The organism is Agrobacterium sp. a22-2, assembly GCF_012276985.1.
In the GTDB taxonomy this organism is placed as follows: domain Bacteria; phylum Pseudomonadota; class Alphaproteobacteria; order Rhizobiales; family Rhizobiaceae; genus Allorhizobium.
Genome location: NZ_JAAXMM010000026.1, coordinates 1 through 14,969 on the forward strand (window position 1 = coordinate 1; position 14,969 = coordinate 14,969).

Genomic DNA, 14,969 nt, shown 5'->3' on the forward strand with positions numbered 1-14,969 from the left:
ATAAGAGACAGGGGTGGGGTGGGGTTTTCACACGTAACGGCGGCGCAGCATGCTTCGCTTGCTGCCGTGCGCCTTGGCGGCCTGGACATTGTCCAGGAACTGCCGCGTTGCAGCCTCCCAGGAATAGGTTTCGGCGAGCCTGCGGGCGGCATCGCGCGAGCAGTCCAGCGCCCGGTGGCAGGCCAGCGCCAGATCCTCGTCGAGCGCGCCGGCATGGCTGGCCGGCGTAATGATGTCGACTGGACCTGTCACCGGGAAGGCTGCGACCGGCACGCCGGAGGCGAGCGCTTCCAGAATGGTGTTGCCGAAGGTGTCGGTCTTTGACGGAAACACGAAGACATCGGCCTGCGCATAGGCGGCCGCCAGGTCCTTGCCGAATTTCACGCCGGTAAACAGCACATCGGGATAGCGGGCCTCGAGTTCGGCGCGGGCCGGGCCGTCGCCGACCACCACTTTCGAGCCTGGCAGATCAAGGTCCAGAAAGGCGGGTAGGTTTTTCTCCACCGCCACCCGGCCGACGGTCATGTAGAGCGGGCGCGGCAGGCCGAAGGGTCTGTCTTCAAGCGGGGCGGGGTGGAACAGCGTGGTGTCGATGCCGCGGCTCCACAGGCACAGATTGGTCAGGCCCTTGCCCTCCAGTTCGCGCCGCAGGCTTTCGGTCGCCACCATGCAGGCGCCGCCGCGATTGTGGAACCAGCGCACATAGGCATAGAGCCAGCCGAGCGGCACGGGCACGCGTGTCGCCACATATTCGGGAAAGCGCGTGTGATAGCTGGTGGAAAACGGCATGCCGTTCTTCAGGCACCAGCGCCGCGCCATCAGGCCGAGTGGCCCTTCGGTGGCGATGTGCAGGAAGGTCGGCTGCTGGGACTCGATCATGCGGGCGATCTGGCCATAGCCGGCCAGCGACAGGCGGATTTCCGGATAGGTGGGCATGGGAATGCTGCGAAACGGGGCAGGGGTCACCATGGAGACTTCGACGCCCATGCGGGCCAGAACCGCATTGGTGTTCTCGATGGAGCGGACGACGCCGTTGACCTGGGGGTGCCAGGCATCCGTCACGAGGGTCAATCTCAGCATGGCGTGGCCGCTACCTTCATGTGCGCATGGGCCGACGAGAGGTTTTCGGCATATCCGTCCGTCGCCGCGTCGGCAGGGGTGTCCGGATCGTCGGGACGATGGCCTCGGCCAAACGTTGCCTGGGACCGGGTTCTGCCTTGGACCGTTGGCGGGTGATTCCACCCTCGTCGTAATGCCCCGCTTTATGTGATGGTATGATTACAGTTTGATGTCAGTCGGTCGCTCGGGCGCAAATGCCGCATCGGCGATCGGCGAGCGCAGGGTTTCGACGAGTTTGCGCGATACACGGAGGCCGGTCGTGGACGCTTCGTCCAGCCTTGCGGCCTTGTCCCGGCCGGGGACATGCACGCCTTCGCCGGACAGCCGCCGAAGCTGCTCGTCCAGCCGGGTCTCGAAGGCCGGATCCAGCAGGGCCGGCTTTATGGCAATGATGACGAGGCCTGCGCCGGGACTGCCTACCCCTGCCTCGAAACCTGGCGCATCGATCGACCAGTTGGCCGCGCTGAGGCCGGCGGCCATGACTTCGACCATCAGGGCAAGGTTGGCGCCGCGGCTGCCGCCGAAGGTCAGCAGCGCGCCTTTCAGTGCCTCGCCGGCATCGGTGGTCGGCTGGCCTTGGGCGTCGACCGCCCAGCCTTCGGCCAAGCGGGTGCCGGCCGCGGCGGCGGCACGAATGTTGACAAAGGCCGTGCTGCTGCTCGACTGGTCGATCAGCAAAGGCGGACCGTTGGCGCGCGGCGCTGCAAAGGCCAGCGGATTGGTGCAGTAGACGGGTTTCCTCCCGCCCGGCACCGTCATCAGCGCCGGGCCGTTGGTGACGGCGATCGCCGCCAGCCCGGCCTTTGCCAGCCGCCAGGGATAATAGCCGAGCTCTCCGGTCGTATAGCTATTGTGCTGCGACAGGAGTGCAATGCCGAAGTTTTTGGCGCGGGCGGTCAGGTCGTCGACGGCGAGATCGAAGCCGTATTGGGCGATGCCGCGCCGTGCATCGATCTTGATGAGGGCCGCGGCCGGCGAGGTGATCTGCGGCGCGGCCTGTCCGTCGATCCGCCCGTGTTCAAGGGCTTTCAGATAGTCCAGCAGGTGCGACAGGCCGACGGCGCGGTTGCCGCTGGCCTCGGCGGAAACCACGGCCGCTGCCAAGGATTGGGCGACGGCGTCCGTCATGCCGCGGGCCGTGCAGGCCTCTCGCACCAGGGCCTCGATTTCGGCATACGCGAGCAGCAGGTCGTCGCTCATGGTGAATTTCCTCCAGGGCGGTTCGCCATAAAAGGCCAAGACTGCTCTGGCCAGCCGTTCGTGATCGCCTATATTGCTCAGCGCAATGCCCACGACCCGCCCCGCTCCAGCCGCAGGACTCCACAATGGCAAATTCCCCCCGCAAAAGTACATCCCCTAAAACCAAGGCCAATGCCGACTGGTGGCGGGGTGCGGTGATCTATCAGGTCTATCCTCGCTCGTTCCAGGACACCAATGGCGACGGGATCGGCGACCTGAAGGGGGTGACGGAGCGGCTGCCCTATATTGCCTCGCTCGGCGTCGATGCCATCTGGCTGTCGCCGTTCTTCACCTCGCCGATGGCCGACATGGGGTATGACGTCGCCGATTACTGCGACGTCGATCCGATGTTCGGGACGCTTGCCGATTTCGATGAGATGATGAAGGAAGCCCATCGGCTTGATATCAAGGTGATCATCGACCAGGTGATTTCCCATACCTCCGATCGCCATCCGTGGTTCATCGAGAGCCGCTCCAGCCGCAACAATCCCAAGGCCGACTGGTATGTCTGGGGTCCGGCCAAGCCCGACGGCACGGCGCCGAACAACTGGATGTCGATCTTCGGCGGTCCCGCCTGGGAATGGGAGGGGCAGCGCAAGCAGTATTACCTGCACAACTTCCTCGGCTCGCAGCCGGATCTCAATTTCCACAATCCGGATGTGCAGGATGCCGTGCTGGAGACGGTGAAGTTCTGGCTGGATCGCGGCGTCGACGGTTTCCGCCTCGACACCGTCAACTACTATTTCCACGACAAGGAATTGCGCGACAATCCGCCCCTGCCCAAGGACGAAGACGACGCGCCGGGCCTCGATGCGCCGGATGTCAATCCGTATGGCATGCAGAACCATCTCTACGACAAGACGCAGCCGGAAAATCTTGATTTCCTGCGGCGGCTGCGCGCCCTGCTCGATCAGTATGACGGCCGGGCGACGGTCGGCGAGGTGGGTGACGGCGCGCGTTCGCTGAAGACATTGGCCGATTATACCGGCGGCGGCGACAAGCTGCATATGTGCTATACGTTCGACCTGCTGGGGCCGGGTTTTACGCCAACCCATATCCGCGACTGCGTCACGGCGTTCCAGACCATGGTGACCGACGGCTGGGTGTGCTGGGCCTTTTCCAACCATGATGTGATCCGCCATGTCACCCGTTTCATTGAGGGGCCGCTGGAGGCGGTGCGGGTCGCCAAGCTGTCGATCAGCATCCTGTCGGCGCTGCGCGGTTCCATCTGCCTCTACCAGGGCGAGGAACTGGGCCTCACCGAGGCCGAACTGGCATTCGAGGATCTGCGCGACCCCTACGGCATCCGCTTCTGGCCGTCGTTCAAGGGGCGCGACGGCTGCCGCACGCCGATGGTCTGGTCGAGCGGCCAGGACCATGCCGGCTTCACCACCGGAAAACCATGGCTGCCGGTGCCGGCCGAGCATCAGGCGCTGGCCGTGGACGCTCAGGAAAAACTGCCGGATTCGGTGCTGGCTCATTACCGGGAGACTTTGGCCTTCCGCAAGGCGCATGCGCCGATGATCGATGGCGACATGCAATTCATCAAGACCAAGGAGGACGTGCTGGCCTTCATTCGGGAAAAGAACGGCGAGCGCCTGCTGTTCGTCTTCAACATGCGCCGCGGCCCGCAGGACGTGACCTTGCCGGCCGATGTGAAGGTTAGGGAAGTCCTGGCGCTGCCGGGCTGCCTTGGCGCGATCAAGGGCAATGTCGTGCATGTGCCGACGCTCGACGGTTTTTGTGCCCGGCTTTGACCTGTAGGAGACGTTGAGATGCGCATAGCGCCGGCCGGTATTGACCACATCGAGGGTTGGGCGGCGCTGCGGCATCTGCTGTGGCCGCAGACCTCGCCTGCCGATCATCGGGCCGAAATCCGCGCCATTCTGGACGAGCCGGACCGGCTGGCGGGTTTTCTCTGCCATGGCGAGGCGGGAGAGGTGATCGGTCTTGCCGAGGCAAGCGTGCGCACCGACTATGTGAACGGCTGCGAAACCTCGCCGGTCGCCTTTCTGGAAGGCATCGTGGTCAGCCCGGAGTTTCGAGGCCAAGGGGTGGCGGCCGGCCTTGTGGCGGCGGTCACCTCCTGGGCACGGCAAAAGGGCGGGCGGGAGCTTGCCTCTGATGCGGATCTGGACAATGCGGGTTCGCATGCCATGCACCAGGCGCTCGGTTTTGAAGAGACCGGACGCGTCGTCTATTTCCGCAAGCGGCTCGATCCCTCGGACTGACGCGCGGCCTGTGTTACTGGCCTTCGTCGGGAATGTTCAGCACGTGGCCGCAGGCCTTGCAGTGCACGGCGTCGGCATCGTGGCGGCTGAGACCGCATTGCGGGCAGGGAAAGGTGACCTTGAACGGCCGGACGATCGACTGGGCGAGCCGCACGAACAGCGAGATGCCGATGATCATGGTGATGATCGAGGTCAGCTTGCCGAAGGTGCCGGGCAGGGTGATGTCGCCGAAGCCTGTCGTGGTGACGGTCGCGACGGTGAAATAGAGGGCATCAACGAAGCCTTCCATGCCGTCCTCACGATAGAAGAAGAACGTGTAGACGAAGCCGGTCGCCATGAACAGGAAAACCAGCGCGTTGATCACCGCACGGATGACGTCGCCGAGATGGCTCTGGCCGAGGCGGCGCAGGATGACCCGCAGCAGCGTGCTCTCGCCGATCGCCCAGATGCGCATGGCTCTCAAGAAAGCGAAATTGAACAGCAGGTCGGGAAAGAGCAACGTGCCGAGGATGATGAAATCCACCCAGATGATCGGCCGTTTCAACCAGTCCTTCAGGTCGCGGGCGATGATGGCGCGGGCGGTCAGTTCCGTAGCGATCCAGGCGGCGATCATGTAGTCGATGATCAGATAGCTCGGCCCGGCGCGCAGATAGGGGCCGAGGATGAAGAAGGCGATGATGGCGAGATCGACCAGCGCCAGCGCCACCTGGAACCGGATCGCCGCCTTGTCCTGGCCGATATAGAGCCGGCGCAGCCGGTGGCGGTAATCTTGCTCAGTCATCGGCGCCGATCGGGGTGTGGGCTGCATGTCAACAATGTCGACCATCTGGCGCGGCGGGCGGCAATGTCAAGTGTGGGCCGATTTTTCAGGGATCGGCTACCGCAACAGCTTGTCATAGTCGCTGTGCGATCCAATCCAGAACCACACGATATCGTCGTTCTGTTGGATCGCCAAAGCCCGCCAGGACAATCCGACACGGGCCGACCAGAATCTGCCGACCTTCTTGAAATGGAGCGATGGATGGTAAGGCGAAGATTTCAGCAGTTCGAAGCTGCGATCAGCGGTGTCGCGAACGGATTGCGGGAGGCGTTCATAGCAGGTCCAGAAATCGTCCGTGGCGTGGTGCTTCACAGAGTTCTCGTGCGGCCGGCGCGAAAATCGCTAAGAGCCTTTTCGCCAAGGGCATCCAGTGCTCCCTTTTCGATATCCGTGTCGATCCGCTCATCCAGGCGCCGGGCCTGCAATTGTTCGAACCAGCGGGTGAAGGCGGCGAATTCGTCGCCGTCCAGATCCAGTACTGTCTGTTCCAGTTCCTGCAACTTGGTCATTTTCCAATCCTTCCAAGTGCCAGAATAGGATCTTTCCCATCCTTTTCCAAGGTCTCACCCGATCAGCATGAACTTGTCGACATCGACCATGCCCTTGTCGGAGATCTTCAGATGGGGGATGACGGGGAGCGGCAGGAAGGCGAGTTGCAGGAAGGGTTCCTCCAGCGTCGAGCCGAGGGCATAGGCGGCCTTGCGCAAGGCATGCAGGGTGTCGCGCACGCTTTCATAGGGCTCCAAGCTCATCAGGCCGGCGACCGGCAGGGGGATTTCGCCGGTGACCCTGCCATCCTCGACCACCACGAAGCCGCCCTTGATCTCGCTCAGGCGGTTGGCGGCCAGCGCCATGTCGTCCTCGTTGACGCCGACCACGCAGATGTTGTGGCTGTCATGGCCGACGGTCGAGGCGATGGCGCCTTTCTTCAGGCCGAACCCTTGCACGAAGCCATTGGCATGGTTGCCGTTCTTGCCATGGCGCTCGATGACGGCGACCTTGATGATGTCGCGGTTGAGATCCACCGTCGACTGGTTGCCGGAGACCGGCAGGCGGTAGCGGCGGTATTCGGTGATGATCTTGCCGGGCAGCACGCCCATCACAGGCGTTTCGCCATCGGCGACCGGCACGGCGAACTGGGCCGAGTGCACCGGCCGTGCCTTGACGCTGTCGAGGCCGACGGGGGCGACCGGCCGGCGGCTGGCAAACAGCGCATCGGTGACGCGGCGGCCGCCGGCAAACACCATTTCGGCCTTGCAGCTTTCCAGGCTGTCGAGCACGACCAGGTCGGCCCGCCAGCCCGGCGCCACCAGGCCGCGGTCACGAAGTCCGAAGGCGCGGGCCGCCGAAATCGAGGCGGCGCGGTAGATCGCCAGCGGCTCGACGCCATTCGCGATGGCGGTGCGGATCATGTAGTCGAGATGGCCGTGTTCGGCGATGTCGAGCGGGTTGCGGTCATCGGTGCAGAGCGCCAGGAAGGGCGACAGGCGCTCGGTGATGATCGGCAGCAGGGCGTGCAGGTCCTTCGACACCGAGCCTTCGCGCACCAGGATATGCATGCCCTTAGCGATCTTTTCCATGGCTTCCGCGGCACTGGTCGATTCATGCTCGGTGCGGATGCCGGCCGAGAGATAGCCGTTCAGATCGCGGCCGGACAGCAGCGGCGCATGGCCGTCGATATGGCCGCCTTGAAAGGCTTCCAGCTTGGCCATGCAGATCGGATCCTTGTGGATCACGCCCGGAAAATTCATGAATTCGGCAAGGCCGATGACCTTTTCATGATTGCGGAACGGCAGCAGCTTGTCGATCGGCAGGTCGGCGCCGGAAGTTTCGAGATGGGTGGCCGGCACGCAGGAGGAGAGCTGGACGCGGATGTCCATGATCGTCTCGCGGGCGCTGTCGAGGAAGAACTGGATGCCTTCCGCCCCCAGCACATTGGCGATCTCGTGCGGATCGCAGATCACCGTCGTCACGCCATAGGGCAGCACGCAGCGGTCGAATTCGTGCGGGGTAACCAGCGAGCTTTCGATGTGCAGATGGGTGTCGATGAAACCCGGCACGACGATCTTGCCCGATATGTCGATCACCTCGACGCCGTCATAGGCCTCGCAGGTGCCGACGATGCGGTCGCCGCAGAGCGCGATGTCGGAGGTGACAAGCTCGCCGGTGACCAGATCGAAGAAGCGGCCGCCCTTCAGCACGAGATCGGCCGGCTCGCGGCCGGTGCCCTGGTCGATGCGGCGCTCGAGTGTGCTCATGGCGGGACTCCTGTTTGGACATGTCTGGGTTTCACTGTAGCGGCTGGCGGGGGGCCAGGGGAAGGGCGGCGGTGGCGATTGGCGGGCTTTGGTGTTCGTTCCCCCACAGTCGTCATCCTCGCCCTTGAGGCGAGGATCCAGAGCCGCAACATCGGCCTGACAAGAGCGTGGCGGCCTGACGGGGGCAGGCCGGTGGATCCTCGCCTCAAGGGCGAGGATGACGGAGGGTGGGGGATGACGGAGAGAGAAGGGTTGGATGGCGCTTGCCCGGCAGAAGGCATCGGGGGGACGTCACTCCCCCAGATCCCACAGCCGGCCGGTCAGTTGGCGGTCGTAACGGGGCAGGCGCAGGGTCGGGTCGGTGGCCAACATGGCTTGCAGGCGGCGGCGGGCTTCGAGATAGTTTTCATACTGCCAATCGGGCGCCAGGGCGACGCAGAGCGGCAGGCGGGCGGCGGCGGCGCCGGACAGGCCCATGAATTTCTGCGCGGCGGTGGCGCCGCTGGTGCGCTCGCTCTTCACCATCGGGCCGGTGCAGCAATGGTCGCGGCGGCATTTGCGCAGGCCGCATCGAGGCCGCTCCAACCACAAGAGGACCGCCGTGCGGGCGAAGCGCTCGTGATGGTCGGCGAGGCGCTCCTCGATGGCGCTGAGATCAACCGAAGGCATTTCGGGTTTGGCCATGGCGCATGCTCTCTCGTTCACGCGGGCGGTTTTCGCTCCGTGGTTTGCTGTGGTCGGGTGCCCTTCACGGGCTGGTCGGTCGGGACACGGTTTCATGCCTCGATTGATTGAAATTATATGACACGAAGCCGTGTCCCGTTCGGTGTTCTGTGCCGTGCTTGGTCGGTCTCTCTGCGCGGATCAGGCACCTTTTCCAGGGGGATGCTGACCGCAAATACGGCCGCGTCCCGAAAGGCTGCCGGTTGGAGCAGCCAGTTGCCGATCGTGTCATGGGTGCCACACAGGCACGTCCCGCCTCTTCAGCGAGAGGGAGACCCGTCATCACACGGCCCCCGCTATCCTGCCCGCGTTTTGGCAGCACATCGAGGCACCGGTCCCGCCTCGCCGGCAACGCAACCGGTGTAGCCGATGACGGGACGGGGAGGATTTTAAGGCAAGGTGCGGGGGTGGGGATGAAAAAGGCGGGTCGATTTTGATTCCTTTGGGAGAAAATTGCGTGCAGGCGCCCAATCTGACTACAAGCGGCCATAGCCACAGCCACCGCAACGAAGTGCTTGAACTACAAACTGGTCTTCACGCTCATAAAAATGCCTTGGAATTCCATCCTTGGACGGCTTAAACGTGAATGTCCGATGTGGTGATTGGGGGATATTCATGATCTAACGATACAAAAATATTGAGGAATCGCAGGTGAAAAAAGCGAGGCGCAAACTCCTTGATCCGGCACATGTCGAGGAAGCAGAGCGGCAAATATTGGAATACTCTCGAACCGTAAAATTCACGGTTACAGAGTATTCTTTTGAATTTATCGTGCAAAAGCTGAATTCCGATCGTTATTACGTGCCGGGTTATCAGAGGGAACTTGTCTGGACGCCAGCCAAGCAGTCGAAGTTCATCGAGTCCGTCTTCATGGGGTTGCCGATCCCATTCGTGTTCTTTTGGCAGGACAAGGATGGTCGTATGGAAATCGTCGATGGTTCGCAACGCCTGCGCACGATCAGAGATTTCATGGCAGACAAGTTTACCTTGGGTGAATTGGAAACCATTCCAGCTGCTAATGGCTTACGCTATTCGGATTTTTCAAGGTCGCGTCAACTCAAGTTCGCTGAGACCGCAATTCGTGTCATCATTCTTGATAATACCACCGACGCGGTCACACGGACTGAAATGTTCGCGCGCATTAACACTGGGGGAACGACAGCGAACGATGCAGAAATTCGACGGGGCAGCCTGCCCGGGCGTTTCATGGATCTGATTGTCCAGCTCGCGAATGAGCCGGAATTTATCAAGCTGACGCCGATCAGTCAGCCACTAATCGATAAACGTGAACGTGAAGAATTGGTGACGCGCTTCTTTGCGTACTTGAACAGCTTCGATCCAACCTTGGCCGATGGGGATATTCGAAATTATAAAGAGGAGCCTCGCCGTTTCTATTTTTCATTCGTAAAAGCTATGAACGACCAGATTGCTTCTGAGATTGAGCAAGGCGGCGTTTCGCCAACCAGCGACGCGATGAAGGATGAATTCGAGAAGGTACTTGCTTTTGTAAAGAGAGTTTCACCTCATGGGTTCACGAAATCGGAAACCGGCAATCAAGTGCCTCGTGTAAGATTCGAGGCGATTGCAGTAGGATCTGCACTTGCCCTACGTGCCGACTCTACTCTCTTCAATCGTGTATCGGATATCACACCACTTCTCGATTCTGCATCTTTTGCAGTGGCGACGAAATCGGACGCTGCCAATGTGAGAAGCAAACTGCTGCGACGGATTAAGTTGGTTCGAGACTGGTTGTTGGAGCAATGAGAGACGTTTTAGCGTACCTTGCAGAAAGACAATCCGAGTTCGCACGCCACCTTTCCGTGGCGCGCTTGCTTGAGGCGCGCGTTGACGAATCGGTGAGTGAAGCGGATACTCAAATTGAAGTGAGGCATGTGAATACATTGAAATCGGGCCTGCTCATTCATTTATACAATATCGTCGAGGCGGTAACTACACGAACTATGACGGCAGTTGGTAGGACAGTCGTAACTGAGCGGCCAAAGCGGTGGACTGAAGCTGTTTTGAAGGAATGGGTGCGCGCTGCCATATGGAACGGTGAGGAACGGCTTGGCGAAGGAGCTTTTGCACGCTTGACGAGGGTGAGTGGGGCGTTGGTCTCCGGTGACGCTCCGGACGCTTTTGTGGTAAAAGGTGAGCCTGGCAGTTGGGACGATGAAGCGATCAAAAAAGTGGCGGAACGGTTGGGGTGCACGCTCGTTTTGTCTCCAGAGATCAAGCGTGCGGCATATGAACGCGTATACCGCGACGAGACAACGGCTCTGAGGTATTTGGCGCGCCGAAGAAACGACATCGCACATGGAGAAACCACCTTCGAAGAAGGCGCTCATGACCTGACGCTGGATGAACTTTCCAAGTTGGCAGATCGGGTTTTGCCTTTTCTTAAAGCTGTTAGCGAATCGTATGAAGTGTTCCTGAGCAACAAGAATTATCTTGCAGCTGAAGAGGCAGCGGCATGAGTGTTGAAAGCCAAATCGTCGCGGTTGATCTGTTTTGCGGAGTGGGTGGCCTGACGCACGGATTGGCGAAGGCGGGCATCAACGTGCGGCTTGGTGTCGACTTCGACCCTGCTTGCCGGTTTCCGATGGAAGCCAACAATGCCGCGAAGTTTCTTGAAGCGGATGTTGGTGAACTTATGCCGTCGGATATTCAGATGGCGTTCGGAGATTCTGAAATCACTCTCTTGGCAGGTTGCGCGCCATGCCAACCCTTCTCTTCCTATGCTCAATCGGCCAAACGCGAAGAGCGGCATGAGGATTGGGAGCTTCTTTCATCTTTTTCCAAGCTCGTCCTCGCAGTTCGTCCGACGCTGGTAACGATGGAAAACGTGCCGCCACTTTGCAAGCAGCAGATTTTCAAGGACTTCGTCGCTGATCTGCAAAAGGCTGAATATAATGTCGATTTCAGAGTGGTGGATGGACGCGATATTGGCTTGCCACAAAGGCGGCAGCGGCTCGTACTCGTGGCTTCCTTGCTCGGCCCGATCACTATTCCTGATGCTGATAAAGCTCAAGTCACCGTTAGAGATACTATTGCTGATCTGCCGGCGCTGGTCGCGGGTGCTTCAGACCCGGATGATCCGCTTCACGCTTCTGCCTCTCTGAGCGAACTGAACCTCGCGCGCATTCGCCACTCGAAGCCGGGCGGAACGTGGCGCGATTGGCCGAAGGAACTTGTTTCCGCTTGCCATGCGCGCGCGACCGGCTCAACCTATCCTTCTGTTTACGGTCGAATGGAGTGGGATAAACCTGCTCCGACCATGACGACGCAGTGCTACGGTTTTGGAAATGGTAGGTTTGGCCATCCCGAGCAAGATCGCGCAATCAGCCTGCGAGAAGCGGCGATGATTCAGAGCTTCCCGAAAGACTACGTTTTTGCTCCCAAAACTACATCCGTTAATTTCAGTACGCTTGGAAGAATGATCGGAAATGCGGTGCCGGTGCTATTGGGCGAGTATATAGGGGAGATTCTCGTCAATCACGTGAAGGCTCACGGCAGAAATTCGTGATCGACGACCCTCCGATCACTCCGGAACGTTCATCTCTCATGGCTCGGGTAAGACCGAGGGATACCAAACCGGAAATGATAGTTCGCAGAGTCCTTCACGCTTTAGGGTATCGGTTTCGGCTGCAAGCAAAGGAGCTTCCGGGCCGGCCAGACATCGTATTTCGGCCGCGAAAAAAGGCGATCTTTGTTCACGGTTGTTTTTGGCACCGGCATCCAGGGTGCCGCCGAACGACTAGTCCCAAGAGTCGACGGGAATTTTGGGAAGCAAAATTTTCAGCCAATCAAGCACGCGACGAGAGAGTACAAGAAGAATTAAAGGCACTCGGGTGGTCGTCTCTAGTTATCTGGGAATGCGAAACCAGAAATTCTGAAGCACTTGCTGAGAGTCTGAAAAATTTCCTTAACTGAAATTTAAACTCGTTCCGTACTTTAGGCAGAAAGTCAGCTTGATCGAGTAGAGTATATGTTCTGCCGATCTTGTTGCCGCGCCTCATCCGCCTGGTACCGCTATCCCACGGGCGGTGATAAGGGGTTGTAGGCGCGGGTCGGATTTCTCTCCAGCGCCGCCTTGAGCTTGGCGCGCAGTTCGTCGATCTGGTCCCTAGTGATGATCAGCGATCATAGACATCGCAGGGCGCTAAGCAACCGGCGAAAGCGGGAGGCCACCCTCGGCTTGCCCTCAGACGATCGCCTCGCGCTCGCCGAACGGGGTGTCGTCGTCGAAATTGACGCTGCCGATGCGGTCGCTTTCGCCCGACAGGGTGGCTTCCGGTTCCGGGTCTGCGACTTGCGCATCGTCCTCAGGCTCGAAGAACTGCCGGCTGGGGGCGTGGCCGTCTTCTTGAACGCCGCCGGGCTCGTGGTCTTCGGCCGGGTGAGGGTGGGGGGCGTGCTTGTGCGCCTCGGCGGCCAGGGCCAGGAGGTCGGCGGTCATGCGGGATTGCCGGGCGGCGACCCAGGCATTTTCGGCTTCGGAGTCGATCGACAGGCTGGTGCCGATCTGCGTCGCCGTGGTGGCGGCGCTGGAGGAGATGCGGTCTACCGGGTCAACCATGGAAGTCTCCTGTTGTCGCTTTTCGGGTGTCTGCGAAGGCCTCGGGCGTTCGGTTTCGAAGGCGGCCGGGCCTGCGGTCTGTCACCTGTCATGACCTGGAGATAGGGTTGACGGCGGCTTGCGGCAAGGGGACGGGGGCAAGCGCCCCCTTGCTCATACGGCGCGCCCGGCTCAAGGCCGGGATGACGGAGGCAGACGGTCTGCTGCCATCACCAGGAAACATGGGCAGATCCTCGGGACAAGCCCGAGGATGACGAAGGGAGGCGTTGCAGGCGTCGGCATCAGGCTGAACGCCTCTTTGGCCGGTCGGGTTGAGGCAGTCCGGAGACCAAGGCGGCCCGGGAGCCGCCGCTTCAAGCGGTCGCCAGACGGAGCCGCCCGTCAGATATTGCTTTCCAGCACCTTCCTGAGCTTGTCGAACAGTTCGTCGATCTGGTCCTTGCTGATGATCAGCGGCGGCGAGAGCGCAATGATGTCGCCGGTGGTGCGGATCAGCAGGCCGCTCTCGTAGGCCTTGAGGAAGGCGGTGAAGGCGCGCTTGGTCGGCTCGCCGGCGATCGGGTCGAGTTCGATGGCGCCGATCAGGCCGGTGTTGCGGATGTCGATGACGTTGGGGCAATCGCGCAGGGAATGGAGCTGCTCTTCCCAATAGGGCGAGAGTTCGGCGGCGCGGGTCAGCAGTCCCTCTTCCTTGTAGGTGTCGAGCGTGGCCAGGGCTGCGGCCGCGGCGATCGGGTTGCCGGAATAGGTGTAGCCGTGCATGAACTCGATCATGTGCTCCGGGCCGGACATGAAGGCGTCGTGGATCTCGGAGGTCACGAAGACCGCGCCCATCGGGATGACGCCGTTGGTCAGGCCCTTGGCGGTGGTGATGATGTCGGGCTTGACGTCGTAATATTGCGCGGCGAACGGCGCGCCGAGGCGGCCGAAGCCGGTGATGACCTCATCGAAGATCAACAGGATGCCGTGCTTGGTGCAGATTTCCCGCAGCTTCTGCAGATAGCCCTTCGGCGGAATCAGCACGCCGGTGGAGCCGGCGACCGGCTCGACGATGACGGCGGCGATGGTCGAGGCATCATGCAGGGTGACGATGCGCTCCAGTTCGCTGGCGATATCGCCGCCGTGCTCGGGCTCGCCCTTGGTGAAGGCGTTCTTGGCCGGCTGGTGGGTGTGCGGCATGTGGTCGACGCCGGTCAGAAGCGTGCCGAACATCTTGCGGTTGGAGACGATGCCGCCGACCGAGATGCCGCCGAAATTGACGCCGTGGTAGCCGCGCTCGCGGCCGATCAGGCGGAAGCGGGAGCCGTCGCCCTTCACGCGGTGATAGGCGAGCGCCACCTTGAGGGCCGTCTCGACCGATTCGGAGCCGGAATTGGTGTAGAGCACGTGGTTCATGCCGTCCGGGGCGAGATCGACCAGGCGGTTGGCAAGTTCAAAAGCCTTGGGATGACCAAGCTGGAAGGCGGGGGCATAGTCCAGCTCGCCGGCCTGTTGCGCGATCGCCTCGGTAATTTTGGGGCGGCAGTGACCGGCATTGACGCACCAGAGGCCCGCCGTGCCGTCGAGCACCTGGCGGCCGTCATGGGTCGTGTAATGCATATCCTTGGCCCCGACGAAGAGGCGCGGTTCCTTCTTGAACTGGCGGTTGGCCGTAAACGGCATCCAGAAGGCGCGCAGGTCGTTGGGGGTGGTGTTCAGGCGGTTGGACATAATGCTCTCCATGGCCGTTCTTGACGGGCGGGCGGCCATTTCCCGAGTGGTGGCGACGATGCCGGATTTTTGACTGCGCGGTCAAATTATCAGCGCGCCGACCGGCGTCAACCCGCCATCAGCAAACGTCATGGGTCGATCGTATGGCGTTATGTTCAAGGGGTGGTCGAGGGGCGCTGACCCCGTCATCAAGGCTTCGCGAAGGCTTTGCATAGTTGGTTCGCCCGCGAGAGGACCATAGACGGCTCCGGGCTTCAGGCCATTCACCCGTTCCATTCTCCGGAGACACC

General features: G+C 61.1%; 15 protein-coding genes. 6 read left to right on the forward strand and 9 right to left on the reverse strand.

Annotated features, from left to right (window positions below):
• Positions 1 to 27: 27 nt before the first annotated feature.
• Entirely contained in the window at positions 28 to 1,080 is a 1,053-nt protein-coding gene (locus HFC70_RS25410) for a glycosyltransferase family 1 protein (protein WP_168476114.1), read from the reverse strand.
• Positions 1,081 to 1,278: 198 nt separating this feature from the next.
• On the reverse strand, positions 1,279 to 2,319 hold the full coding sequence (locus HFC70_RS25415) for an Ldh family oxidoreductase (RefSeq protein ID WP_168476115.1): 1,041 nt from the start codon (positions 2,317 to 2,319) through the stop codon (positions 1,279 to 1,281).
• A gap of 125 nt (positions 2,320 to 2,444) precedes the next feature.
• Here HFC70_RS25415 and HFC70_RS25420 point away from each other — a divergent pair, with 125 nt between their 5' ends.
• A complete protein-coding gene (locus HFC70_RS25420) occupies positions 2,445 to 4,115 on the forward strand; it encodes an alpha-glucosidase (RefSeq protein WP_168476116.1) in 1,671 nt (556 codons plus the stop codon).
• 18 nt (positions 4,116 to 4,133) lie between these two features.
• Positions 4,134 to 4,589: an aminoglycoside 6'-N-acetyltransferase gene (gene aac(6'), locus HFC70_RS25425; protein ID WP_168476117.1), complete on the forward strand. Its 456-nt coding sequence runs from the start codon at positions 4,134 to 4,136 to the stop codon at positions 4,587 to 4,589.
• A 13-nt stretch (positions 4,590 to 4,602) separates the two neighbouring features.
• On the opposite strand, the gene HFC70_RS25430 is transcribed toward aac(6'), so the two are convergent.
• The 5 genes from HFC70_RS25430 to HFC70_RS25450 all read right to left on the reverse strand — a co-directional run bounded on the left by HFC70_RS25430 (position 4,603) and on the right by HFC70_RS25450 (position 8,351).
• A complete protein-coding gene (locus tag HFC70_RS25430) occupies positions 4,603 to 5,370 on the reverse strand; it encodes an ion channel (RefSeq protein ID WP_246735957.1) in 768 nt (255 codons plus the stop codon).
• 96 nt (positions 5,371 to 5,466) lie between these two features.
• Positions 5,467 to 5,721, reverse strand: a complete 255-nt coding sequence (locus HFC70_RS25435) for a hypothetical protein (RefSeq protein WP_168476119.1) — start codon at positions 5,719 to 5,721, stop codon at positions 5,467 to 5,469.
• A complete protein-coding gene (locus HFC70_RS25440; RefSeq protein ID WP_168476120.1) occupies positions 5,718 to 5,918 on the reverse strand; it encodes a hypothetical protein in 201 nt (66 codons plus the stop codon). Before HFC70_RS25440 ends, HFC70_RS25435 begins: the two co-directional genes overlap by 4 nt.
• Before the next feature lie 54 nt (positions 5,919 to 5,972).
• Complete coding sequence (gene ade, locus HFC70_RS25445) at positions 5,973 to 7,667, reverse strand: adenine deaminase (protein WP_168476121.1); 1,695 nt, start codon at positions 7,665 to 7,667, stop codon at positions 5,973 to 5,975.
• 291 nt (positions 7,668 to 7,958) lie between these two features.
• Positions 7,959 to 8,351, reverse strand: coding sequence for a hypothetical protein (locus HFC70_RS25450; protein ID WP_168476122.1), 393 nt, complete (start codon positions 8,349 to 8,351; stop codon positions 7,959 to 7,961).
• 690 nt (positions 8,352 to 9,041) lie between these two features.
• Here HFC70_RS25450 and HFC70_RS25455 point away from each other — a divergent pair.
• From HFC70_RS25455 to HFC70_RS25470, 4 genes are read left to right on the forward strand one after another with little or no spacing between them, the layout of a single operon-like run.
• Complete coding sequence (locus tag HFC70_RS25455) at positions 9,042 to 10,154, forward strand: DUF262 domain-containing protein (protein WP_168476123.1); 1,113 nt, start codon at positions 9,042 to 9,044, stop codon at positions 10,152 to 10,154.
• Positions 10,151 to 10,867 carry an MAE_28990/MAE_18760 family HEPN-like nuclease gene (locus HFC70_RS25460; RefSeq protein ID WP_168476124.1) on the forward strand — a complete coding sequence of 239 codons (717 nt, stop codon included), beginning with the start codon at positions 10,151 to 10,153 and terminating at the stop codon, positions 10,865 to 10,867. The genes HFC70_RS25455 and HFC70_RS25460 overlap by 4 nt, the downstream gene beginning before the upstream one ends.
• Positions 10,864 to 11,916, forward strand: coding sequence for a DNA cytosine methyltransferase (locus tag HFC70_RS25465; RefSeq protein WP_168476125.1), 1,053 nt, complete (start codon positions 10,864 to 10,866; stop codon positions 11,914 to 11,916). The genes HFC70_RS25460 and HFC70_RS25465 overlap by 4 nt, the downstream gene beginning before the upstream one ends.
• Positions 11,913 to 12,323 carry a very short patch repair endonuclease gene (locus tag HFC70_RS25470; protein ID WP_368669819.1) on the forward strand — a complete coding sequence of 137 codons (411 nt, stop codon included), beginning with the start codon at positions 11,913 to 11,915 and terminating at the stop codon, positions 12,321 to 12,323. Before HFC70_RS25465 ends, HFC70_RS25470 begins: the two co-directional genes overlap by 4 nt.
• A 271-nt stretch (positions 12,324 to 12,594) precedes the next feature.
• Here HFC70_RS25470 and HFC70_RS25475 read toward each other — a convergent pair whose 3' ends face one another.
• Together HFC70_RS25475 and HFC70_RS25480 are read right to left on the reverse strand one after the other, a co-directional pair.
• A complete protein-coding gene (locus HFC70_RS25475; RefSeq protein WP_168476126.1) occupies positions 12,595 to 12,969 on the reverse strand; it encodes a hypothetical protein in 375 nt (124 codons plus the stop codon).
• A 381-nt stretch (positions 12,970 to 13,350) separates the two neighbouring features.
• Positions 13,351 to 14,679, reverse strand: a complete 1,329-nt coding sequence (locus HFC70_RS25480; RefSeq protein ID WP_168476127.1) for an aspartate aminotransferase family protein — start codon at positions 14,677 to 14,679, stop codon at positions 13,351 to 13,353.
• Positions 14,680 to 14,969 lie beyond the last annotated feature (290 nt).

What these genes read in the sequence shown, in the direction of transcription:
- HFC70_RS25440 (WP_168476120.1), bottom strand. Translation starts at nt 5,918, where the DNA reads ATGACCAAGTTGCAGGAACTGGAACAGACAGTACTGGATCTGGACGGC.
- HFC70_RS25430 (WP_246735957.1), bottom strand. Translation starts at nt 5,370, where the DNA reads ATGACTGAGCAAGATTACCGCCACCGGCTGCGCCGGCTCTATATCGGC.
- HFC70_RS25475 (WP_168476126.1), bottom strand. Translation starts at nt 12,969, where the DNA reads ATGGTTGACCCGGTAGACCGCATCTCCTCCAGCGCCGCCACCACGGCG.
- HFC70_RS25420 (WP_168476116.1), top strand. Translation starts at nt 2,445, where the DNA reads ATGGCAAATTCCCCCCGCAAAAGTACATCCCCTAAAACCAAGGCCAAT.
- HFC70_RS25480 (WP_168476127.1), bottom strand. Translation starts at nt 14,679, where the DNA reads ATGTCCAACCGCCTGAACACCACCCCCAACGACCTGCGCGCCTTCTGG.
- ade (WP_168476121.1), bottom strand. Translation starts at nt 7,667, where the DNA reads ATGAGCACACTCGAGCGCCGCATCGACCAGGGCACCGGCCGCGAGCCG.
- HFC70_RS25460 (WP_168476124.1), top strand. Translation starts at nt 10,151, where the DNA reads ATGAGAGACGTTTTAGCGTACCTTGCAGAAAGACAATCCGAGTTCGCA.
- HFC70_RS25450 (WP_168476122.1), bottom strand. Translation starts at nt 8,351, where the DNA reads ATGGCCAAACCCGAAATGCCTTCGGTTGATCTCAGCGCCATCGAGGAG.
- HFC70_RS25465 (WP_168476125.1), top strand. Translation starts at nt 10,864, where the DNA reads ATGAGTGTTGAAAGCCAAATCGTCGCGGTTGATCTGTTTTGCGGAGTG.
- HFC70_RS25415 (WP_168476115.1), bottom strand. Translation starts at nt 2,319, where the DNA reads ATGAGCGACGACCTGCTGCTCGCGTATGCCGAAATCGAGGCCCTGGTG.
- HFC70_RS25410 (WP_168476114.1), bottom strand. Translation starts at nt 1,080, where the DNA reads ATGCTGAGATTGACCCTCGTGACGGATGCCTGGCACCCCCAGGTCAAC.